General features: G+C 77.1%; 21 protein-coding genes. 10 read left to right on the top strand and 11 right to left on the bottom strand.

Going from position 1 to position 20966, the window contains the following annotated elements:
* Positions 1-167: 167 nt before the first annotated feature.
* Positions 168-575 (top strand): metallopeptidase family protein, encoded by a 408-nt coding sequence (locus PH191_RS02520; protein ID WP_274193662.1) that lies wholly within the window; start codon positions 168-170, stop codon positions 573-575.
* A 2-nt stretch (positions 576-577) separates the two neighbouring features.
* Here PH191_RS02520 and PH191_RS02515 read toward each other — a convergent pair whose 3' ends face one another.
* From PH191_RS02515 to PH191_RS02505, 3 genes are all read right to left on the bottom strand, one after another.
* A complete protein-coding gene (locus PH191_RS02515; protein ID WP_274193050.1) occupies positions 578-964 on the bottom strand; it encodes a VOC family protein in 387 nt (128 codons plus the stop codon).
* 47 nt (positions 965-1011) lie between these two features.
* Positions 1012-4581: a glycosyltransferase family 2 protein gene (locus tag PH191_RS02510; protein WP_274193049.1), complete on the bottom strand. Its 3570-nt coding sequence runs from the start codon at positions 4579-4581 to the stop codon at positions 1012-1014.
* Between the two features lie 112 nt (positions 4582-4693).
* A complete protein-coding gene (locus tag PH191_RS02505; protein WP_274189625.1) occupies positions 4694-4954 on the bottom strand; it encodes a WhiB family transcriptional regulator in 261 nt (86 codons plus the stop codon).
* A gap of 350 nt (positions 4955-5304) precedes the next feature.
* On the opposite strand from PH191_RS02505, the gene PH191_RS02500 reads away from it, so the two are divergent.
* The 4 genes from PH191_RS02500 to PH191_RS02485 are packed head-to-tail and all read left to right on the top strand — an operon-like array spanning position 5305 to position 9017.
* The gene (locus tag PH191_RS02500; protein ID WP_274193048.1) at positions 5305-6069 is read left to right on the top strand and encodes a site-2 protease family protein; all 765 of its coding nucleotides are present in this window, start codon (positions 5305-5307) and stop codon (positions 6067-6069) included.
* Between the two features lie 26 nt (positions 6070-6095).
* Positions 6096-7085 (top strand): 2-phospho-L-lactate transferase, encoded by a 990-nt coding sequence (cofD, locus tag PH191_RS02495; protein WP_274193047.1) that lies wholly within the window; start codon positions 6096-6098, stop codon positions 7083-7085.
* Positions 7075-8424, top strand: coding sequence for a coenzyme F420-0:L-glutamate ligase (locus tag PH191_RS02490; protein ID WP_274193046.1), 1350 nt, complete (start codon positions 7075-7077; stop codon positions 8422-8424). The genes cofD and PH191_RS02490 overlap by 11 nt, the downstream gene beginning before the upstream one ends.
* Entirely contained in the window at positions 8421-9017 is a 597-nt protein-coding gene (locus PH191_RS02485) for an NUDIX hydrolase (protein WP_274193045.1), read from the top strand. Before PH191_RS02490 ends, PH191_RS02485 begins: the two co-directional genes overlap by 4 nt.
* A gap of 129 nt (positions 9018-9146) precedes the next feature.
* Here PH191_RS02485 and PH191_RS02480 read toward each other — a convergent pair whose 3' ends face one another.
* Both PH191_RS02480 and manB read right to left on the bottom strand, forming a co-directional pair.
* Entirely contained in the window at positions 9147-10082 is a 936-nt protein-coding gene (locus PH191_RS02480; RefSeq protein ID WP_274193044.1) for a DNA-3-methyladenine glycosylase family protein, read from the bottom strand.
* Positions 10075-11166 carry a mannose-1-phosphate guanylyltransferase gene (manB, locus tag PH191_RS02475; protein ID WP_274193661.1) on the bottom strand — a complete coding sequence of 364 codons (1092 nt, stop codon included), beginning with the start codon at positions 11164-11166 and terminating at the stop codon, positions 10075-10077. The genes PH191_RS02480 and manB overlap by 8 nt, the downstream gene beginning before the upstream one ends.
* A gap of 186 nt (positions 11167-11352) precedes the next feature.
* On the opposite strand from manB, the gene PH191_RS02470 reads away from it, so the two are divergent.
* Positions 11353-11790, top strand: a complete 438-nt coding sequence (locus tag PH191_RS02470) for a hypothetical protein (RefSeq protein ID WP_274193043.1) — start codon at positions 11353-11355, stop codon at positions 11788-11790.
* Here PH191_RS02470 and PH191_RS02465 read toward each other — a convergent pair.
* Together PH191_RS02465 and PH191_RS02460 are read right to left on the bottom strand one after the other, a co-directional pair.
* Positions 11690-12007 (bottom strand): hypothetical protein, encoded by a 318-nt coding sequence (locus tag PH191_RS02465; RefSeq protein WP_274193042.1) that lies wholly within the window; start codon positions 12005-12007, stop codon positions 11690-11692. The genes PH191_RS02470 and PH191_RS02465 overlap by 101 nt on opposite strands.
* Positions 12004-12858, bottom strand: a complete 855-nt coding sequence (locus PH191_RS02460) for an alpha/beta fold hydrolase (protein WP_274193041.1) — start codon at positions 12856-12858, stop codon at positions 12004-12006. The genes PH191_RS02465 and PH191_RS02460 overlap by 4 nt, the downstream gene beginning before the upstream one ends.
* A 66-nt stretch (positions 12859-12924) precedes the next feature.
* On the opposite strand from PH191_RS02460, the gene PH191_RS02455 reads away from it, so the two are divergent.
* Positions 12925-13494, top strand: coding sequence for a TetR/AcrR family transcriptional regulator (locus tag PH191_RS02455; RefSeq protein WP_274193040.1), 570 nt, complete (start codon positions 12925-12927; stop codon positions 13492-13494).
* Here the strand turns inward: PH191_RS02455 and PH191_RS02450 are convergent, their stop codons facing one another.
* The 4 genes from PH191_RS02450 to rfbD form a co-directional block, all read right to left on the bottom strand.
* The gene (locus PH191_RS02450) at positions 13495-14388 is read right to left on the bottom strand and encodes a glycosyltransferase family 2 protein (RefSeq protein ID WP_274193039.1); all 894 of its coding nucleotides are present in this window, start codon (positions 14386-14388) and stop codon (positions 13495-13497) included.
* A gap of 19 nt (positions 14389-14407) precedes the next feature.
* The gene (locus PH191_RS02445; RefSeq protein ID WP_274193038.1) at positions 14408-15319 is read right to left on the bottom strand and encodes a tetratricopeptide repeat protein; all 912 of its coding nucleotides are present in this window, start codon (positions 15317-15319) and stop codon (positions 14408-14410) included.
* 54 nt (positions 15320-15373) lie between these two features.
* Positions 15374-15634, bottom strand: coding sequence for a hypothetical protein (locus PH191_RS02440; RefSeq protein ID WP_274193037.1), 261 nt, complete (start codon positions 15632-15634; stop codon positions 15374-15376).
* 70 nt (positions 15635-15704) lie between these two features.
* On the bottom strand, positions 15705-16652 hold the full coding sequence (gene rfbD, locus PH191_RS02435; protein ID WP_337994033.1) for a dTDP-4-dehydrorhamnose reductase: 948 nt from the start codon (positions 16650-16652) through the stop codon (positions 15705-15707).
* A gap of 345 nt (positions 16653-16997) precedes the next feature.
* Between rfbD and PH191_RS02430 the strand changes: the two genes are divergently transcribed.
* From PH191_RS02430 to PH191_RS02420, 3 genes are read left to right on the top strand one after another with little or no spacing between them, the layout of a single operon-like run.
* The gene (locus PH191_RS02430) at positions 16998-18995 is read left to right on the top strand and encodes an LCP family protein (protein WP_274193036.1); all 1998 of its coding nucleotides are present in this window, start codon (positions 16998-17000) and stop codon (positions 18993-18995) included.
* Between the two features lie 53 nt (positions 18996-19048).
* Positions 19049-19783, top strand: a complete 735-nt coding sequence (locus PH191_RS02425) for a TIGR03089 family protein (protein WP_274193035.1) — start codon at positions 19049-19051, stop codon at positions 19781-19783.
* Entirely contained in the window at positions 19780-20922 is a 1143-nt protein-coding gene (locus tag PH191_RS02420; RefSeq protein ID WP_274193034.1) for a GDSL-type esterase/lipase family protein, read from the top strand. Before PH191_RS02425 ends, PH191_RS02420 begins: the two co-directional genes overlap by 4 nt.
* Positions 20923-20966 lie beyond the last annotated feature (44 nt).

The following is a 20966-nucleotide window of genomic DNA, read 5'->3' as shown; positions in this document are numbered from 1 at the left end:
GCCCGGTCGCCCGCATTGATCGTGCAGGCGCGCGGGGCGCGTCGGCCCCGTGGGGGTGAGGCCCGCGTAGGCTCCGGCACGTGACGAGGAGCGCGAGCCGTCGGGGCCCCACCCCGTCGTCCGGAGCGCGCCGCCGGCGCCGTGACCGGCGGGGACGCGGCCTGCGGATGCCGCTCTACCCGTCCGGCTCCCCCGCCGCCCGCACGCGTGCCGAGCGGTTCGACGCCCTGGTGCTCGAGGCCCTCGAGCCGATCGAGGAGCGCTGGAGCGCCGAGCTCGCGGATCTCGACGTGGCTGTGGACGACGTCCCGGAGGTGCCGTCGGGCTCCGAGCGCTCGCCGGTGGAGGACGACGCGGTGCTCGGCGACGGCGAGGTGCCGCTCGCGCGCCTCGTCCCCGCGGGCATGGACCGCCGCGGCGCGGTGACCCGCGCCCGCATCGTGCTCTACCGCCGCCCGCTCGAGGCGCGCGCGCTCGACGGCGAGGACCTCGCCGACCTGCTGCACGACGTGCTCGTCGAGCAGGTGGCGGGCTACCTGGGCGTCGAGCCCGACACCATCGCCGGCGAGGAGTAGGGCTAGAAGGTGTGGTGGACGGCTTCGACGTTGTGGCCGTCGGGGTCGCGCAGGAAGACGGCGTAGTAGCCCGGGTGGTACTCGGGGAAGATCCTCGGCGCGTGGAGCACCTCGGCGCCGTGCGCCACGGCCGCCTCGTGCACCGCGTCCACCGCCGCGCGGTCCGGGGCCGCGAACGCGACGTGCAGCTCCTGCTCGACCGCGGCACCCGGGGCGAGCCAGAAGCCGGCGTGGCCGCCGCCCGCCGACAGGCCGACCACCTCCGGGGCACCGGGCGGGCCGGTGGGGATCCGGACGGCCACCGCCATGCCGAGCGGGGCGAAGGCGGCGGTGTAGAAGGCGACGGAGGTCTCGACGTCGCTGCTGGGGAAACCGAGGTGGTCGAACACGGTCGTGACCCTAGGGGTGACCCCCGACACCGCCCATCGCAGCGCTGCTAGTCGAGACGGGTCCGCGACGGCAGGGCCGAGAGCGCCGTGAACAGCACGAGCGCCAGCTGCAGGAGCAGGAGCAGCAGCCGGGCGGTGTCGTCGCGCCCGACGACCACGGGGCCGCCGGCGTCCCCGACGGGCACGCCGACGAGGTGGCCCCAGGCCGGGACGACGGCCACGGGCGCGCCGCCGACCGTCGCGGTCCACCCCGACTCCAGCTCGGCGGCCACCACGAGCAGCCGGCGGTCGGCGCCCGGCGAGACGCGCACGCCGACGGTCGGCAGGTCCGACGGCACCGGCGTGAGGCCTGCGGGACGCCGCGGGGCCGCGCGGGCCTCGGTGGCGTCGTCCGAGACCGGCGGCTCGAGCAGCACCGCGCCGCCCACCGGGAGCGCGACCCGGGCGACGGGCCGCCCGTCGGAGGCTGGCGGGGCGTCGGCGAGCAGGGGCCCGGCCGAGGTGCGCACCGAACGGGCGGTCTGCTCGTCGGGCAGCACCACGACGCCGGTCCCGGCCGTGGCGAGCTCCGCCACGCCGGCCTGCACGGTGGCCGGGTCGCCGGAGAGCAGCGCGCGCACGTCGCGCTGCAGTCGAGCGGGCGCGGCGCCGACCGGGGCGAAGTCGTCGTCGCCGTAGCGGGGCAGCGCCGGACCCGACCGCCGGGTGGTGTCCGCGTCACGGGTGAGGACGACGACGCCGGCGCCGCTGCGCGCGAGCTCGTCGACGAGCGGGGCGGCGAGGGTGGCCGGGCGCGTGGCGGCCAGCGGTCCGGCCCCGCCGCCGAGGACGGTGACCACGGCCAGCGCGACCACGGCGAGCGCGAGCACGGGCACCGCGACGCCCCGGACCCGCTCGGTGCGGTCGTCCCCGCGGTCGCGCGACCGGAACCGGCTCGCGAGGCCCGTCGCGCTCGCGCCCACCCGCTCGGCGGCGTCGGAGAGGCGACCGCCGAAGCCCGCGCCGCCGAGGTCCAGCTCGGACTCGCCGCGACGGTCCGGCGCGCGGCCGCTGCGCTCGCGCCGCCCGAGGAGCTGGCCGAGCGGCTCGGCCCGCGCCGCCGCGACCTGGGCGAGCAGGCTCCACAGCGCCCCGCACGCCGCCAGCGCGAGGGCGGGCCCCGTCCAGCCCGGGCGCGCGTCGCCGCCCGAGAGCGGCGGCAGCGCGAACGAGCCGACGAGCGCCGCGGCGCCGACTCCGAGCAGCAGGAGCGCGAGCCCCGGCACCGCGGCCCGGCGGGGCGCCAGCAGCGCGCCACCGACCGCGACGAGGACGAGCAGCAGGCCCGCCCACGGGACCGTCCCGGGGCCGCCGGGGTCGAGCGACAGGATGTCGAGGGCGCCCGCGAACCGCTCGGCCACCGGTGCGCCGGTGCCGTGCAGGAGGATCTCGGGGGCCGTGAGCAGCACCGTCGGCCACGGCAGGAGCAACAGCACCGGCAGGACGACGATCACGGCGAGCGCCATCGCCCGGCGCCCGGCCGCCCGCGGCGGCGAGGGCACGAGCACGAAGCCGACGACCACGACGACGAGCACGAGCGCGTACACGAGCGGCGCGAAGGCGCCGACGACGGCGAGCGCCAGCGCGGTGCCCGCCGCGGTGCTCCACCAGGAGCCGCGGCGCCCGGAGACGCGCACCCCGCGCAGCACGGCGAGGACGCCGGCGAGCACGAGCGGCAGCAGCACCACGGTGACGACGCCGTCGAGCCGGCCCTGTGCCACCGCGCCGCCCGTGATCCCGAGCAGCGCGTAGACGGCGCCGGCGAGCGCGCGCAGGACCCGGCCGACCCGGAGCTCGCGCGTCGCGAGGTACGCCGAGAGGCCGGCGAGGGGCAGCGCCGCGAGCAGCAGGAGCGACACCGCCGCCTGCGGTCCGCCCAGCGGCGTCAGCGGGCCCCCGAGCACCCCGACCACGGCGAGCGCGGCGGGCGCCGGCGCGCCGGTACCGCCGGCGGCCGGGTGCCAGACCGCCAGGTAGGACGACCACAGCTCGCGCAGCCCCGGGACCTCGGCGATCCGCCCGCCCGCGAGCGTGAGGCCCAGCCGGGACCACTGCGTGACCAGGGCGACGAGCGTCAGGCCGACGACGAGCAGCAGCGGCGGGGCCAGCAGCAGCTCGCGCGCGACCCGTCCCGCGGTGACGGGGACGACGACCACCCGCTCGCCGGGCGCGGTCGGCGGGTCCTCCCAGTCCTGGCCGGGGGCGCCCGGCCGGCCCTCGGCGCGCGGGGCCGGCGTGGGGGCCGGCCTCGCGGGGGCCGCGTCGGCCGGGGCGCGGGGTCCCGGCAGCGCCACCGCCAGCGACTCGCCGGGGCGGCGCAGGCCCGCGGTCCGCCGGGTGCTGCGGGTGCTGCGCGGCAGGGCGGCGCCGACGGCGAGCGCGCCGGGTCCCACGGCCGGGCGCCGGGCGGCGTCACCGCCGTCGGCGGCGGAGCCATCGGTGCGCGACTCCCGCTCCGCCCACTCGGGCAGCCGCCCGAGCGCGAGCTCGTCGGCGAGGCGGCCGCGCACGAGCGAGGTCAGCCCGCCGCGCACGGCGTTGCGCAGCCGCGTGGTGCGGCTCGTCAGGAGTCCCCGCAGCTCGCGGGGCAGGGCCGTCGCCCCGGTGCTGCGCCGTCGGCGGGCGTCAGCGAGGTCGGCGATGCCCGGCCCGGAGCCGAGGACGCGCGACAGGCCGGCGAGCTCGGCACCCGCGGCCCGGGCCCGGCGCACGAGCAGCAGGCCCAGGGCGCGGAGCACGGCGAGCACGGGCAGGCGCGCCAGACCGAGCACGAAGGCGGGCGACGAGCAGTTGGCCAGGAAGGTCCGGACACCGTGGGCGCGGTCGGTGGCGCGGTAGCGGTGGTCGACGCCGGCGGTGTCCAGCGGGCGGGTGCGGCTGGAGAGCGCCCGGGCGTGGCGCAGCCGGGCCGAGGGGGCGCACAGCACGAGACCGCCGGCGCGGTTGACGCGCCAGCCGTAGTCGACGTCCTCGCGCAGCAGGCCCAGGGCCGTGTCGTAACCGCCGAGCCCGTCCCACTCACGGCGGCGCATCAGCGAGCCCGCGGACCCGACGGCGAGGACCTCGGAGTTCGTCGCGAACTGGCCCATGTCGAGCTCGTCGGCCCCGATGCCGGTCTGCCGCGACCCCGAGGCGTCGATGGACACGCCCGCCTCGACCACGAGCCGGGGCTCGTCCCAGTCGAGGCACAGGGGGCCGAGCACGGCGGCCGACGGCGAGGCGTCGGCGACGGAGAGCAGGACCTCGAGGCAGTCCGGGGCCGGGGCGGCGTCGTCGTGCAGGACCCAGAGCCAGTCGCCGGAGCCCCTGTCGGCGTGGCGGCCCCAGCGACGGTCGGCGTCGTCGACCGCGGTGTGGACGGCCTCGGCGAAGCCGGTGTCGTGCGGCATCCGCAGCACGACGTCCACCTGGTTGCTTTCCGCGAGCAGCCCGGAGGTGCCGTCGGTGGAGCCCGTGTCGACGGCGATCACCCGGCGCGGACGGCGGGTCAGGCGCGCCAGGGAGTCGAGGGCGGTGGGCAGCCAGAACTCGCCGTCGTGGCACACCAGCACCGCGAGGACGGGCGAGCTTCCAGCCACCGACGAGCCGCCCTTCCCTCGGGCGACCTCCCCGCGGGGCGCCCCTGCACCGGTCCGGCCGCCGAGAGTAGGGCCCCCCGACGGACTGTCCGGTGCCGGGTCCGTGGCGACGTCAGACGGCGTCGACCGCGTCCATCGTGTCGAACGCCCGGCGCTTCAGACGCCGGCGCTCGCGCTCGGACAGGCCGCCCCAGATCCCGAAGCGCTCGTCGTGCCCGAGGGCGTACTCGAGGCACTCCGAGCGGACGTCGCAGCTGTTGCAGATCTGCTTGGCCTCCCGGGTGCTCCCGCCCTTCTCGGGGAAGAACGCCTCCGGGTCCGTCTGCGCGCACAGGGCGCGCTCCTGCCACTCCTGCTCGTCCTCGGTGACCATCGCCAGCTCCGAGAGGACGTCCCTCAGAGGCGCCTGCCCCACCGGCCCGAAGGCCCTCACTGCATCGCTACCCAGCACCACCGACCCGCTCTCCGCACCGTTCACGGACACCTCCCTCGCCTCGACTCCCCCCGGCCCCCACTGAGTGGACGAGGCGTCGGCCCCGCACCGACGTGTCATCGCGTAGGAATTACACCGGTGTCGTTCATCCGGGTCAAGCCGGGGGACACGTCCGGCCGCATGTCGCGGCGGGCGGTCGTCACGTGCGGTGAGCGTCACTGCGCTGTCCGTAGCAATGAGCTGTCACCACGCCTTCGAGGCGCCGGCCGGTGATCGGGGAGACTGGGTGCGTGACATCCCGCGTCTCGCGCCTGCGCTCGCCGGTCAGCCCCATCTTCCTGGTGCTGGTCGCGCTCACCGTCGCGGGGGGCGCCCTGACACTCGTGCCCGCCCGGGGGACCGTGATCGGCGGCACGGTCCTGCTGGTCCTCGCCGGGTGGGCGGTCTCACTCTGCCTGCACGAGTTCTCCCACGCGCTGACCGCGGACCGCTGCGGCGACCACTCGGTGCGCGCCCTCGGCTACCTGACCCTGGACATCCGCCGCTACGCCAACATCGGGCTCACGCTCGTCCTGCCGCTGCTGTTCCTCGTCATCGGCGGGATCCCGCTGCCCGGCGGCGCGGTGTGGATCCAGCGGGGCGCGCTGCGGTCGCGGCCGGCGATCAGCGCGGTCTCGCTGGCCGGGCCGATGGCCAACCTCGTGCTCGCCGCCGCGATCGCGATCGGCGTGGCGCTCACGGCCCCGCCGCTGCCGCTGGCCGCGGCCCTGTCGTTCCTGGGGATCATCCAGGTCCTCACCTTCGTGCTGAACCTGCTGCCGATCCCGGGGCTCGACGGCTGGGGCGTCATCGACCCCTACCTGCCCTACGGGACGCGGGCGGGCGCGGCGCGCATCGCGCCGTTCGCCCCCTTCGCGGTCATCCTGCTGCTGTTCCTGATCCCGGGCGCCTCGGCGCTGCTGTTCGCGGCGGCCGAGTGGGTCTTCGCCCTCGTCGGCGGCGACGGCACCCTCGCGCGGCTGGGCAACGTGCAGTTCGCCCGGCTGCTCGGCTGAGCGCGACCAGGGGGACGATGGACGGTGTGAAGGTCACCGTTCTCGTCGGGGGCGTCGGCGGCGCCCGGTTCCTGCAGGGCGTCCTGGCCGCCGCCGCGCCGGGCGACGCGATCCGCGCGGTGGTCAACGTCGGCGACGACATCTGGCTGCACGGCCTGCGGGTCTGCCCGGACCTCGACACCTGCATGTACACCCTCGGCGCGGGCATCGACACCGAGCGCGGCTGGGGCCGGGCCAAGGAGACCTGGTCGGTCCGCGAGGAGCTCGAGGCCTACGGCGCCGACCCGACCTGGTTCGGGCTGGGCGACCGCGACGTCGCCACCCACCTCGTGCGCACGCGCATGCTGCGGGCGGGCTACCCGCTCTCGCAGGTCACCGCCGCGCTGTGCGACCGCTGGTCCCCCGGCGTCGAGCTCATCCCGGCCAGCGACGACCGGATCGAGACCCACGTCGTCGTCGACGACCCGTCCGACGGATCGCGCCGCGCCATCCACTTCCAGGAGTGGTGGGTGCGCCACCGCGCCGCCCTGCCGGCGCACTCGTTCGCCTCGGTCGGGCGCGAGCAGGCCACGGCGTGCCCCGCCGCGCTCGCCGCGATCGCGGACGCCGACGTCGTGCTCGTGGCGCCGTCGAACCCCGTGGTCAGCATCCACACGATCGTCGACGTCCCCGCGATGCGGCCCGCGCTGTCCGCCGCGCCCGGCCGGGTCGTCGGGGTGTCGCCGATCGTCGACGGGCACGCGGTGCGCGGGATGGCCGAGGCGTGCCTGGCGGCGGTGGACGTGCCGGTCAGCGCCGAGGGCGTCGGGCGCTGGTACGGCGCGCGCACCACCGGCGGCCTGCTCGACGGGTGGCTCGTCGCGCCGGGCGACGGGGCCGAGGTGCCGGGTGTCGAGGTCCGCGAGGTGCCGCTGATGATGACCGACCCGGACGCCACGGCGGCGATGGTGCGCGCGGCCTACGATCTCGCCGGCGTGCGCGGAGCGGAGCGGAGCCGGACCGTCGATGGCAGCTGATCACGCCTCCGACGGGCTGACCCTCTGGGGCGTCACCGGCCTGCCGGAGTTCCGGCCCGGCGACGACCTCGCCGGCGCGCTGGCCGATGCCCTCGCCGGCTCGCTGGCCGACGGCGACGTGGTGGTCGTGACGTCCAAGGTGCTCTCGAAGGTCGAGGGCCGCCTCGTGCGGGTGCCCAGCGATCCCGACGAGCGCGACACCGCGCGCCGCGCGCTCGTCGACCGCGAGACCGTGCGCCTGCTGGCCACCAAGGGCCGCACCAAGATCGTCGCCAATCCCCTGGGGATCGTGCAGGCCGCCGCGGGGATCGACGCCTCGAACGTCGCCGGTGACGAGGTCGCGCTGCTCCCCGAGGACCCGGACGCCTCGGCCGCCGCCCTGCGCTCCGCGCTGCGCGAGCGGCTCGGGGTCGACGTCGCCGTGGTCGTCACCGACACCATGGGCCGCACCTGGCGCGTCGGGCAGACCGACGCCGCGATCGGCGCCGCCGGGCTGGAGGTCGTGCACGCCTACGGCGGCGCGGTCGACAGCCAGGGCAACGAGCTCGTGGTCACCGAGGTCGCCGTCGCCGACGAGGTCGCCGCGGCCGCCGACCTGGTCAAGGGCAAGCTCGGCGGTGTGCCCGTCGCCGTGGTGCGCGGCCTGCCCGCCTCCCTGCGGTCGGAGGCGGCGCGGGGTCGCGACCTCGTGCGCCCGGTCGACGAGGACCTCTTCTGGCTGGGCACGGACGAGGCGCTCGCGCGGGGACGGCGCGAGGCGGTGCCGGCGCGACGCTCGGTGCGGGCGTTCGCCGACACCCCCGTCGACCCCGAGGCGCTGCGCCGGGCCGGCGCCGCGGGCCTCACCGCGCCCGCGCCGCACCACACCCGCCCGGTGCGCTTCGTGCGCGTGGCGACACCGGAGCTGCGCACCCGGCTGCTCGACGCCATGGCCGAGGCGTGGCGCGCCGACCTGCGCGGCGACGGGTTCTCCCCCGACGCGATCGAGCGCCGTGTCGCCCGCGGCGACCTGCTGCGCGCCGCGCCCGAGGTCGTGCTGCCGTTCCTCGTCCTCGAGGGCGCGCACGCCTACCCCGACGCCCACCGGGCCTCGGCCGAGCACACGATGTTCACGGTCGCGGGTGGCGCGGCCGTCGGGAGCCTGCTCGTCGCCCTGGCCGCCGAGGGGCTGGGGTCGTGCTGGGTGTCGTCGACGATCTTCGCGCCGGAGATCGTGCGCGAGGTGCTCGACCTGCCCGCCGACTGGGAGCCCCTCGGCGCCGTCGCGATCGGCCACCCGGCCGCCGAGCCGCCGCCGCGGGGCGGGCTCGCCGTCGACGACCGGTGGGTGGAGAGATGACGGACACGGAGCGGACGCTGGCGTCCACCACGCGCGCGGCCGTCTCGACGGCCGCCGTGCACGCCGACGCCCGGGAGGTCCTGGGCCGGTGGCGGGCCGGGACGCGCGAGCTGGAGTCCGTGCGCCTGGGGCTGGTGTCCTACCTGGACGCCCGCCCCGACGCGTGCTCGCGCTCCTGCGCGCCGGGGCACCTCACGGCCTCGGCGCTCGTCCTCGACGCCGCGGGCGAGCGAGCGCTGCTGACCCTGCACCCCCGGGTCGGCGCGTGGATCCAGCTCGGCGGGCACATCGAGCCGGAGGACACGACCCTCGCCGGCGCCGCGCTGCGCGAGGCGGAGGAGGAGTCGGGCATCGAGGGCCTGACCCTCGACCCCGAGCCCCTCCACGTCGAGATCCACGCCCTGACCTGCTCGCTCGGCGTCCCCACCCGCCACCTCGACGTCCGCTTCGTCGCCCACGCCCCGCCCGGCGCCGTCGAGGCGATCAGTGACGAGTCGCTGGACCTGCGCTGGTGGCCGCTGACGGAGCTCCCGGACGAGGTCGCGTTCGGCCGGTCGCTGGTCCGGGCCGCCCCGGGTCGAGACCCTCGCTGACGACGCTTCGGTTCCCGAAGCGTCGTCACCATCGATCACGGTCGCGGGGGCGCGTCGCGGCCGGGTCGGAACCACTCCTGACGACGCTTCGATTTCCGAAGCGTCGTCACGACCGAGCGGGACGCGGGGTCAGTAGCCCCGGTAGTCCTTCGGCGAGAAGCGCGGCCCGAAGCGGGGCCGGCGGAACCCCGAGGCCTCGATGTAGCGCACCGCCCGCTGGCGCTGGGGGGCGTAGCAGGCCAGGACCTCGAGCATCCCGGCGTCGTCGAGCTTGCGCCCCACCAGGGCCCAGCCGACGGTCGAGGGGATGTGGAAGTCGCCGACGCTCACGGCGTCCGGATCGCCCCAGGAGCGCTGGGCGACCTCGGCGGCGGTCCACACGCCGATGCCCGGGATCTTCATCAGCAGCGCGCGCCCGGCCTCGCCGCGCAGCTCGGCGGCCTTCTCCAGGCGGTGGGCGACCGTTGCCGACGCGAGGATCGCCCGGCGCCGCGACTGGTCGACGCCGGCGCGGTGCCACTCCCAGTCGGGGATCTCGCGCAGCCGCCGCGGCGTCGGCGGGAGCTTCATCCGGCGCGGGCAGGGGCCCGGGGCGTCCTCGCCGAACCGCCAGCACAGCTCGCGCCACGACCGGCGGGCCTCGGTGCCGGTGACCTTCTGCTCGAGGATCGCGGGCACCAGCACGTCCCACACCGTGCGGGTGCCGCCGAGGCGCAGGCCCGGCATGCGGCGGCGGGTCTCGGTAACGAGCGGGTGGTGGCCGACGAACCCGGAGTCGTCGTCCTCGGCACCCAGCAGCATCGGCACCCCGTCGACGGCCCACTGCGCGCCCGGACCCCAGGCGCGGGCCCGGACCTCCCCGTCGCGTCGCGAGATCGCGAGCGTGGCGGGGCCGTCGGGGGTCGGCGTCGAGCGCCAGATCTCGCCGCCCTCAGCGCCCTCCAGCTCCATGTGGAAGGTCGGGTCGCCCCGTCCGCGGCGCAGCGGCGCGAGCAACGCCCGGACGTCGAGGACGAACTCCGGCCGCCACACCCGTTCAGCCGCGGCAGCGAGGACCTCAGGCACCACCCGAGAATCGCAGACCGCCGTCCGGGACGACGAGTCCGGGCCAGACGCGCAGCCCGGCCAGCAGCTCGCAGGACGCCCCGATCGAGGCGCCGTCGCCGACGACCGCGTCGCGCACCACGGTCTCGTCGCCGATCGACGCGCCGGGACCGATCACCGAGCGCTCGATGAGGGCGCCGTCGCCGATCCGGGCGCCGTCCATGAGCACCGAGCCCGAGACGCGGCTGCCGTCGCCGATCTGGACGTCGGCACCCACCGTCGTGCCGTCGGTGAGCGACGCCGAGGGCGCCACCTTCGCCCCGGCCAGCAGCAGCGCGGTGCCCACGGGGCCGGGCAGCGCGGCGGTGGGCGCCGCCCCCTGCACGAGGTCGGCGCTGCCGCGGACGAAGGACGCGGGGGTGCCGAGGTCGAGCCAGTACGACGACTCGACGTGGGCCTGCAGGCGGCGACCGCTCCGGAGCAGCCCGGGGAACGTCTCCCGCTCCACCGACACCGGGCGCCCGGCGGGGATCGCGTCGAGCACGTCGCGGCGGAAGACGTAGCACCCGGCGTTGACCTGGTCGGTCGGCGGCGTGGGCGTCTTCTCCAGGAACGCCAGGACGCGCCCGTCGGCGTCGGTGGGGACGCAGCCGAAGGCGGTGGGGTCGGGGACCCGCACGAGGTGCAGGGTCGCGTCGGCGCCCGCGGCCCGGTGCTCGCCGACGACCGCGCGCACGTCGACGCCCGAGAGGATGTCGCCGTTGAACACGACGACCTCGTCGTACCCGGGCTCCAGCGCGTCCGCGGCGAACCGGATGCCGCCGCCGGTGCCCAGCGGCTCCGGCTCGGGGCAGCACTCGAGCTCGAGGTCCTCCAGCCCACCGGTGGTCTGCTCGCCGAGGAACGCCTCGAAGACCTCCGCCCGGTAGGCGGTGCCGAGCACGACGCGGCGGATCCCGGCCGCCGCGATCCGCGAGAGCAGGTGGGCCAGGAACGGCACCCCGGCCGTCGGCAGCATCGGCTTCGGCGTGGTCAGCGTGAGCGGCCGCAGCCGGCTGCCCTGACCACCGACGAGGACGACCGCGGCCGTCCGCGCCGGGTCGATCTCGGCGGTCTGATCTGCCGCGTGTCCCGCCGTACGCCCTGCCGTGTCCCCCGAGTGCTCCACTCGAGACCCCCCTCGTCGATGACGAATCGTGACCGAGGGCGATAGTGTGGACCCTCCCGGGGCCGCCGACGGCAGTGACCCGGAAGTGACCCGCCCGTCGGGGGAACGAGCAGGAGGGTCGTGGTGGCCTCGAATGCATGGGAGCGTGCCCAGGACGCCATCGCGCACGCCTCCCAGCGGGCCACGGAGCGTGACGACAATGTGATCACGCCCGACAACGCCGAGTCGCCGTTCGACGCCTCCGCCACCACCGTCCTCCCGGGCGGGCTGGCCGCCCGTCGCGGCGTGCCGGTGGACCCGGAGCTCACCCAGCGGCTCCCGCAGAACACCGGCGGCCGCCGCACCAACGGCCACCACCGGCGGCCCGACGAGGACGTCGACGACGACAGCGACGCCCGCACCGTGCGTTTCGGCACGGGCCCGGCGCACCCGGGCACCTCGCCGTTCCCCGCGAGCCCCTTCACCTCGGGCCCCTTCCCCGCCGGCGACGACGGCGCGCGTGCCGAGAGCCCGCAGGAGAAGCCCCGGCGCCCGTGGTGGCGCCGCCTGTTCGGCGGCTGACCGCGGCTGTGGCCGCGACCAGCACGAGCAGCAGCAGCGCGAGCCGGTCGACGCGGCGCCGCCGCACCAGCGCCGCGAGCACCCGCACCGCCGGCCACAGCGCGCCGAGCAGCAGCGCCGGCACCGGCGCGACCCCGAGCGCCCGCGCCACGTAGTAGACGACCACGGGCGCGACCACCTCGACGCCCGCCAGGACCAGGCCGCGCCGCCCGCTCACGCGTCCACCCGCGCGTGGAACGCCTCGAGGCGGGCGTCGACCGCGTCCGCACAGGCGCTCGGCAGCGCGTGGGTCGCGTCCGGCCAGACGTCGACCTCGACGTCGGCGATGCACCGCCGGGCCCGCGCCGCCCCCCGCCCCGCGTTCCCGACCGTGCTCCGCCCGCCGAGCAGGGCCAGGACGGGCATCGCGAGCGAGCGCAGCGCCGCGTCCGTCGGGTAGCCGGGCGGGCCGAGCGCCATCCGGTAGGTCGCCGACCCGAGCTCGAGCACGGGGCCGAGCGGGTCGTCGGCGGGCGGCGTCTCCCCGCCGGCGTGGCGCAGGAAGAACCGCCGGGCCCCGACGAGCGAGGCCAGCGACGCCAGCACGAACCCCGCGCGCAGCCGGGACAGCGTGTGCGCCGGCTCGAGCAGCGCCAGCGAGCGCACGAGGTGCGGGTGCCGCACGGCGAGCTCGGTGCCCCATCGCCCGCCCAGCGACGCGCCGACGACGTGCAGCGGGCCGCCGAGAGCGTCGACCACCTCGGCGAGCCAGGACGCCTGGTCGGCGTCACCGGTGATCAGCGCGGTCTGGGTGCTCGCGCCCGGCTCGCCGAGCAGGTCGAGCGCCCACACCGTGCGCCGGGCCGCGAGCGCCGGCAGGTTCGGCGCCCACATCGCCGTCGTCCCGAGCCGCCCGGGCAGCAGGAGCACCGGGGTCCCGGTGCCCCGTCCGAACCGGTGGACCCGCACCGTCCCCCAGCTCGTCGCCACGTCGTCGCTCTCGTGGGGCGGGAGCGCGGCCATCGCGGTCTCCAGCGCCGCGGCGTACCGCGCCCGGGCGCCCTCGTCGACGAACCCACCGACCGCCATGACGCCCTCCCCGCTCGCGGTACGATCGGATCGTAACACCGTTGCAAGCCGATCGGACCGTCAACGATGCCCAAGGTCGTCGACCACGACGCCCGGCGCCGCGAGATCACCGGCGCGCTCTGGCGCCTCGCCGCGCGCGAGGGCCTCGAGGCCGCGAGCCTCGCGTCGGTGGCCGCGGAGGCCGGCGTCTCCAAGGGCCGTGTCCAGCACTACTTCGCGAGCCGTGACGAGCTGCTCGCGTTCGCGGCCTCTGCGCTGCGCGAGCGGCTGGGTGCCCGGGTCCGCGCGCGGGTCGCGGCGGCCGACGAGGACCCGCGCGCGGTCGTGCGGGCCCTGCTCGCCGGCCTGCTGCCCCTCGACGAGGAGGGGCGCGCCGACGCGCTCGTCGGCTCGGCGTTCCTCGTGCGCGCGATCGCGGACCCGGCGGCGCGTGCGCAGCTGCGCACCGGCGAGGAGGAGATCCTCGCCGCGCTCGCCGACGGCCTCGCGGCCCTGCCGGGGGTGCGGGACCCGCGCGCCGAGGCCGAGGTCCTGCACGCCCTCGTCGGCGGCCTCGCCGACTCCCTGCTCGTCGAGCGGCACACGCCCGACTCGGCGCTCGCGGTGCTCGACCGCCACCTCGCAGCGCTGGGCTGATCAGGGAGCCGCGCGCACCCCGGTGCGGGCGCGCAGCCCCAGGCCCAGGCGCAGGCCGAACCGCACCGGCGCCCAGCGCGCGCCGCGGTAGCGGTCGGCGAGGAACCGGTAGGCGCTGCGGTGGTGCTCGGCGAGCATCCGGGACGACGTGGGGGCGTCGCGCTCGGTGGCGTGCCCGCCGGTGTGCACGACCTCGGCGTCGGGGACGTAGACGTTCAGCCACCCCGCCCGGCCCAGCCGGTCGCCGAGGTCGACGTCCTCGAAGTACATGAAGTAGCGCGGGTCGAAGCCGTCGACGGAGTCCCAGGCCTCGCGGCGCAGCAGGACGCACGAGCCCGACAGCCAGCCCGCGGTCCGCTCGGCGACCGAGCCCTCCTGGCGGTAGGAGCGCGTCCACGGGTTCGCCGGCCACACCGCCGCGAACAGCGCGTGCCCGACGCCGCGACCGAGCGACGGCTGCAGGCGCGCCGACGGGTAGACCTCGCCCCCGGTGCGGATCAGCGGCCCGAGCGCGCCCGCGCGCGGCCAGCGGTCCCCGGCCTCGATCAGCGTGTCCAGCGCGCCGGGGTCGACGACGATGTCGGGGTTGGCGACGAGCACCCAGCCCACCTCGGCGGGCAGCCCCGCGACGCCGCGGTTGGCGGCCGCGCCGTACCCCACGTTCTCGCCGATGCGCAGCAGCTCGACCCGCTCGTCGGCGGCCGCCGCGGCCTCGGGGGCGCCGTCGACCGACCCGTTGTCGGCGAGCACCACCCGGTACGGGCGCGTCGTGGCCTTCTCCAGGGACGTCAGGAACTCCGCGAGGGAGTCGCCCGGCGAGTAGGTCACGGAGACGACGGCCAGCCCGGAGCCGTAGGGGGCGGACACGGGTTCGGGCAGGTCAGGGTCGGACACGCCCCGCATTGTGGCCGACTCAGTCGTCCCACTCGTCGACCAGCCCGCGGTACTCGGCCTCGAGCACCGCCAGGGCGTCCGGGTCGCCGCGCCAGGCCGCCTCCTCGAAGAACGGATGGGCGTCGTCGGTGCGCCCCTGGTCGTAGAGGAAGCGCGCGAGGTGGAAGGCGGCCCCGGGCTCCTTGACCTCGTGGGCCCGGCGCAGCTGCTCCTCGGCCCCCTCGGGGTCGGCGCGCCGGTCGCGCAGGAACCAGCCGTAGTAGATGTGCGCGCACGCCCCGCCGCCCTCCGCGGCCTTCCGGTAGAGCTCCTCGGCCTCGTCGACGCGGTCCTCCGCGAGCCGGCAGTCGGCGAGCGCGACGAGCGTGGAGGGCTTGGCGTCGTCCCGGTACGCCTCGGCGAGCTCGGTGGCCGTGAACGGGTCGTCGAGCTCCTCGAGGTGCAGGGCCACGAGGTTCAGCGGGGCGAGGTCGTCGCCGAGCCGGGCCGCACGGTCCAGCACGTAGGCGGCCTCCTGCGTGCGGCCGCGGGCACGCAGGAAGACGCCGTAGTCGTTCATCGCGTCGGGGTGGCCGCCGTCGATCCCGACGAGGAACGCCGCCTCCGCGCCCTCGTGGTCGCCGAGCGCCTCGAGCGTCTCGCCCAGCAGGCCGGCGAGGTCGCTGCGCCGGCGCCCGTGCACGGCCCGGGTGAGGACCTCGACGGCCTCGCGGCGCTCGCCGTGGTCGAGGTGGGCGTCGGCGAGCAGGCCGGGCGCGGAGTGCTCGCCGCTGGCGTGGGCCCGCCGCAGCAGGGCCACGAGGTCCTCGTGGTGCTCGACCGGATCGTCGCCCGGCGAGGCGGCGAGCGCGCGCGCCTGGGCACAGAGGGGTTCGTCCGTGGAGTCCGATCCCGACGAGGTGGTCGTCCCCGGCGCGGCCTGCTCCGTCATCGCCTCAGGGTGTCACGCTGGGGCGCCCAGACCCAGGAACTCGGACCCAGCACGTCAGAGCCGCGGACCGCGCGAGGTGTCGTCGGCGGACGGCAGTGTCATCGGCCAGTACCGCCAGGAGTTCGGCGTCGGGACCGACGAGGCCGTCGGGGCCGCGAGGCGTGCCGCGCGGCGGTCACTGCGCCGTCGCTCGGCCTGCCACCGCTCGTCCCGGGCCACGCGGGCACGCAACCGATGACGCTCACGCCCGGCGTCGATCACCAACCACACGGCGACGAGACCGAGCAGCGCGAGGAGCACCGTCTCCACAGCCATGACCGCTCAACGCGCGACGGTGCGGCGAGGACACGCATATGACACCGATGGGATTAACGAGCAGGGCCGTTCAGCCCAACAGGAGGTCCGGATGGCGGACGACGGCGGTGTGCAGGGCGTCCCGCCAGGGTGGTAGCGGCGCGAGGCCGGCCGCGCGCCACGACGCGTCCGAGAGGACCGACCAGGCGGGACGCGGCGCGGGGCGCGGGAACGACGCCGTGTCGCACGGCTGCACCCGCGACGGATCGGCGCCCATCTCCTCGAGCACGGCCCGGGCCAGGCCGCACCAGGTGGTCGCCCCGCCGCCGGCCGCGTGCCGCGTCCCCGGGGGCGCCGCGGAACGGGCGAGGGCGAGCAGGCCGTCGGCGAGGTCGCCGGCCCAGGTCGGCGAGCCGTGCTGGTCGTCGACGACGGTCAGGGTGTCGCGCTCGCGGGCGAGCCGGGCGATCGTGCGGACGAAGTTCGCGCCGGTCGGGCCGTAGACCCACGCGGTCCGGACGATCTGGTGGGCGCCGGGCAGCGCCGCGCGCACCCGCTCCTCCCCCGCGAGCTTGCTGCGGGCGTAGACGCCTTCCGGGCCGACCGGGTCCCCCGGCTCCAGCGGCCGGTGCGCGCCCCCCGGCAGCGGCCCCAGGACGTAGTCGGTGGAGACGTGGACCATGGCCGCGCCGACCTCGCCGCACGCCGCCGCGAGCAGGCCGGGCGCCTCGGCGTTCACGGCCCAGGCGTCGGCGGCCGCCTCGGGATCGGTCTCGGCGCGGTCCACCGCGGTGAAGGCGGACGCGTTGAGCAGCACCGCCGGCTCGTCGCCCGGGGCCAGGCCGGCGTGCACCGCGTCGCGCACGGCGGCCGGGTCGGTGACGTCCAGCTCCGCGCGCGTCAGGGCGACGACCCCGCTCGGTGCCCCGTCGGCCGCCGGGGCGTCGGGCGGGGTCAGCCGTGCGACGAGCTCCCCACCCAGGGCGCCGCCCGCCCCGGTCACCATCCACCGCACGAGAACCCCCCACCCGTCGATCACGCACGGGGAGTCTCCCACCGGTCACGGAGGGCTCCGAACGCGGCGGGTCACCGGCCGGGCGTCCCGTCCACCCCCGGAGACCCTGCTCGGGAGCGGATTCCTGATCGACAGCTGACCCGCCGTGGCCACGACGCGCCGAAGGGCCGTCGTACGGGTGAGAAGCCCCGAACCGCTCGGGCGCCGTCTAATCTGCGATCCGGACGTCCTCCCGGGCCGCGCAACGCCGGTGACCAGGGATCGCGTGCCCCGGACCGATCCGGTCGACGGGGTGCTGCGGACACCAGGGCGACGGTGGACGAGATCGAGAGCGGCCCGTGGGCCCGCACGTGGAGGGAGGCCGGGCCGATGGACGACGACGAGCCCGGCCAGACAGGTCGCGAGCAGGCCCGTCGCGATCCGGCCCGCCGCTACGGCCCCACGGCCGCCCGCCGCAGCCCCGGGCGTGCCGGCGGGCCACCCGACGTGGACGTCGACCCCACCGTCCCCGAGCGCGAGCCGGTCCGCCGGGAGCCCGAGCGCGGCGGGGCCCGCCTGCGCCGGCGCGACCTCGCCGAGCTCTCGACCCCGTCGGTGGAGGTGCGGGGGTCGTCGAAGTCCGCCAAGGGGACGACCAAGGCACGGCCGTCGCGCCCCGACGACGACCGCCCCCGCCGACCGGCTCCCCCGCCCCGTGAGCGCGACCCCCGGGACCGCGACCCCCGGGACCGCGACCCCCGGGACCGCGACCCCCGGGACCGCGACCCCCGGGACCGCGACCCCCGTGACACGCGCGCGGTGCGCGAGCGCGACCGCCGCCCCGGGTCCCCGCCGCCGCGGGCCCCGCGCCCGCCCGCTCCGGGCCGCGGCGACGTCCCGCCCGAGCGCGGTCGCCGGTCGATCGGGCGCACGCTGCGCCTCGCGATGATCGTGCTCTCGGTGCTCGTATTCGCCCTGTCCGGCACGGCGTGGGCGGCGCTCTCGGGCTCCATGGGCTCGTCCGGGGCGCTCGGCGACGGCCCCGTCGGCGACGCAGCGGACGGCGCGACCGACATCCTGCTGGTCGGTGTCGACAGCCGCACCGACGCGCAGGGCCAGGCGCTGCCCGACGACGCGCTGCGCGCGATCGGCGCCGGCGCCGCGGACGGCGTCGTCAACACCGACACGATGATCCTGGTCCGGGTGCCCAACGACGGCAGCCGCGCGGTGGCCTTCTCGATCCCGCGCGACAGCTACGTCTCGATCCCCGGGGCGTTCCGCCGTGACAAGATCAACTCCGCGTACCCGGGCGCGAAGGCCGACGAGGCCAACCGGCTGGTGGCGTCCGGCGTCACCGACCCGCGCGAGGTCGACGTGCGCTCCTCGGAGGCGGGCCGCCAGGAGCTGGTGCGCTCGGTCGCCGACCTCACGGGGCTGACCGTCGACCACTACGCCGAGGTCAACCTCATGGGCTTCTACACGCTGACCAACGCCATCGGCGGGGTCGACGTGTGCCTCAAGAACCCGGTCGACGACGAGCTCTCCGGCGCCCGCTTCCCCGCGGGCCCGCGCACGGTCGCCGGGCACGACGCGCTCGCCTTCGTCCGCCAGCGCCACGGCCTGCCCAACGGCGACCTCGACCGCATCCGGCGCCAGCAGGCGTTCCTCGCGTCGATGTCCCGCAAGATCCTCTCCAGCGGCACGCTCGCCGACCCGCTCACCCTGGCGCGGCTGCTCGACGCCGTCCGCGGGTCCGTCGTCCTCGACGGCAACTGGGATCTCCTGCGGTTCGGCCAGCAGATGCAGGACGTCAGCGGCGGCGCGGTCGCGTTCCTGACCATCCCGACCCAGGGCACCCAGAACATCGACGGGCGCGGCGACGTGATCGCCGTCGACCCCACGGCCGTCCAGCGGTTCGTCGCCGACGCCATCGGCCCCGAGAACTCGGCCGCCGAGGACGACGGGCCCGCGCCCAGCACCATCCCCGTGGACGTGCGCAACGCCTCGGGCGCGGAGGGCGCCGCGGCCCGCGTCGTCGCGGTGCTGTCCGCGCAGGGCTACGCGCGCACGGTCGCCGGCAACGCCGAGGCGCCCGCCCCGCGCTCCGAGGTGCTGTTCGGTCCCGCCGGCGATGCGGCGGGCGCCCGCGTGGCGCGCAGCCTCGGCGACCTACCGGCACGCTTCGACCCCGCGGTACCGCCGAACTCGGTGCGCGTCGTGCTCGGCAACGACTACGACGGCCCCGGCGCGGCGCCGCCGCAGGCCACGGGCCTGGGTGGCTCCGGCGGCGAGTCCTCGAACGGGCTCACGGGCTCCGCGGAGACCCCCGCGCCGGTGCCCCCGCCCCAGCCGGCGATCACCGCCGAGGGCGTGGCCTGCGTCGACTAGCCTGCGTCGACCAGCCTGCGTCGACCAGGGCCCACCGATAGCGTCGCGCCCCGATGACCGTGACCGACGCCCTGCTGAACCCCGTGCTCGCGGCCGACGCCGCGCGCCCCCTGATCACCTTCTACGACGACGCCACCGGCGAGCGGATCGAGCTCTCGGGCGCGACGTTCGGCAACTGGGTCGCCAAGACCGCCAACCTGCTGCGCGACGAGTGCGATGTCGAGCCCGGCACGACCGTCGCCGTCCTGCTGCCGGCGCACTGGCAGACCGCCGCGGCCCTGTGCGCGATCTGGTGGTGTGGCGCGGAGGCCGTCGCCGACCCCGCGGGCGCCGACGTCGCCCTCGCCGCCGAGGACACGCTCGAGGCCGCGGCCGGCGCCGGCCTGGTCGTCGGGTTCTCCCTCGACGCGTTCGGGCGGGGCCTCGGTTCTGTCGAATCGGGTGGGCGACTGCCGTCCGGGGCCGTCGACTACGCGACCGAGGTGCGCCTGCAGGGCGACCACTTCGACCCGCTGACCCCGGTGCCCGACGACGCCCCCGCGCTCGCCGGGACCGACGTCGCGGGCGTCGTCGCCGGCGCCCGGGCGCGCGCCGCCGAGCTCGGCCTCGGCGCGGACGACCGCGTCCTCAGCACCGCCGCGTGGCCCGTCGCGAGCACCGGCGGCCTCGTCGACGGCTTGCTGGCCGTGCTCGCGGCGGGGGCCTCGCTGGTGCACGTCCGCCACCCCGCCCGCGACCAGGAGCGGCGCGCGGGGACCGAGAAGGTCACCCGGGTGCTCGACGCGTGATCAGCACCGAGATCACCCCCGAGCTCGTGCGCGGGGCGCTCGAGCTGGAACCCACCGGCGACGGCCTGCGCCCGCACCGCCTGCCCGCCCGGGCCCGCGCGCAGGCGGATGGGCAGTTGCTCATGGCGGAGGCGCAGCCGTCGGGGGTGCGGCTGGTCCTGCGCACGCGGGCGTCGGTGGTCGAGCTGGACACGCTGCGCACCCGCGTCGGCTACCGGGGCCTGCCGCTGCGCCCCGACGGCGTCTACGACCTGCACGTCGACGGCCGGCTCGTCGCCCGCGCGGGGACCTCGGGCGGGCGGGTGCTGCGTCTCGACCCGGCCACGGGTGACGCGGAGACCGAGCCGGGGCCGGCGGGCACGGTCCGGTTCGACGGCCTGCCCGCGCACGACAAGGAGGTGGTGGTCTGGCTCCCGCACACCGAGATCACCGACCTCGTCGCCCTGCGCACCGACGCGCCGGTCACCGTGCCGCCCCTGGAGCGCCCGGTGTGGCTGCACCACGGCAGCTCGATCAGCCACGGCTCGAACGCCGCGAGCCCGTCGACGACCTGGCCCGCCCTCGCGGCCGCGGCGGGGGGCGTCGACCTCGTCAACCTGGGCTTCGGCGGCAGCGCGATGCTCGACCCGTTCGCCGCCCGGGCGCTGCGCGACACCCCCGCCGACCTGATCAGCATCAAGATCGGCATCAACCTCGTGAACGCGGACGTCATGCGCCGGCGCGCCCTCGGGCCCGCGCTGCACGGGTTCCTCGACACCATCCGCGAAGGCCGCCCGACGACGCCGCTGCTCGTCGTGGCCCCGATCCTGTGCCCGATCCACGAGGACACCCCCGGACCGGGCGCCGTCGACGTGGACGAGCGCGGGGCGATGTCGTTCCGCGCGACGGGCGACCCCGCCGAGGTCCCCGCCGGGCGCCTCACGCTGCGGGTGATCCGCGAGGAGATCGAGCGCGTCCTCACCCAGCGGATCCCCGACGACCCGCACCTGCACCACCTCGACGGCCTCGAGCTCTACGGCGAGGCCGACGCCGCCGAGCTGCCGCTGCCCGACCGTCTGCACCCCGACGCGGCCACCCACGTCCGGATCGCCGACCGCTTCGCCGCCCGCGTCTTCGCGCCCGGCGGGCCGTTCGCCTGACGGCCGCACCCAGGCAGGCCCCGACACGACGACACCGGACCCGG

Source organism: Actinomycetospora callitridis (genome assembly GCF_028737265.1).
In the GTDB taxonomy this organism is placed as follows: Bacteria; Actinomycetota; Actinomycetes; order Mycobacteriales; family Pseudonocardiaceae; genus Actinomycetospora; species Actinomycetospora callitridis.
This window is presented reverse-complemented; position numbering and strand designations above follow the sequence as displayed.